This window comes from Pseudoduganella aquatica, assembly GCF_009857595.1.
Taxonomy (GTDB): domain Bacteria; phylum Pseudomonadota; class Gammaproteobacteria; order Burkholderiales; family Burkholderiaceae_D; genus Rugamonas; species Rugamonas aquatica_A.
Window position 1 is genome coordinate 1 of sequence record NZ_WWCU01000142.1, and the last position, 306, is coordinate 306.

Sequence of the window (306 nt, forward strand, 5' to 3'; positions counted from 1 at the left end):
GCCTTTCCCTCACGGTACTGGTTCACTATCGGTCGATTACGAGTATTTAGCCTTGGAGGATGGTCCCCCCATATTCAGACAGGATTTCTCGTGTCCCGCCCTACTTGTCGCATACTTAGTTCCACACATCGCATTTCGTGTACGGGGCTATCACCCGCTATGGCCGCCATTTCCAGAGCGTTCCACTATGCGTCATGCTAAATCATGCAGGCTCATCCCATTTCGCTCGCCACTACTTTGGGAATCTCGGTTGATTTATTTTCCTGCAGCTACTTAGATGTTTCAGTTCGCCGCGTTCGCTTTGCA

1 rRNA gene is annotated in these 306 nt (G+C 50.7%); it reads right to left on the bottom strand.

Features of this window, described 5'->3' with window-relative positions:
- Position 1 precedes the first annotated feature (1 nt).
- Positions 2–306 (bottom strand): 23S ribosomal RNA (locus GTP77_RS29960); the annotation flags it as partial.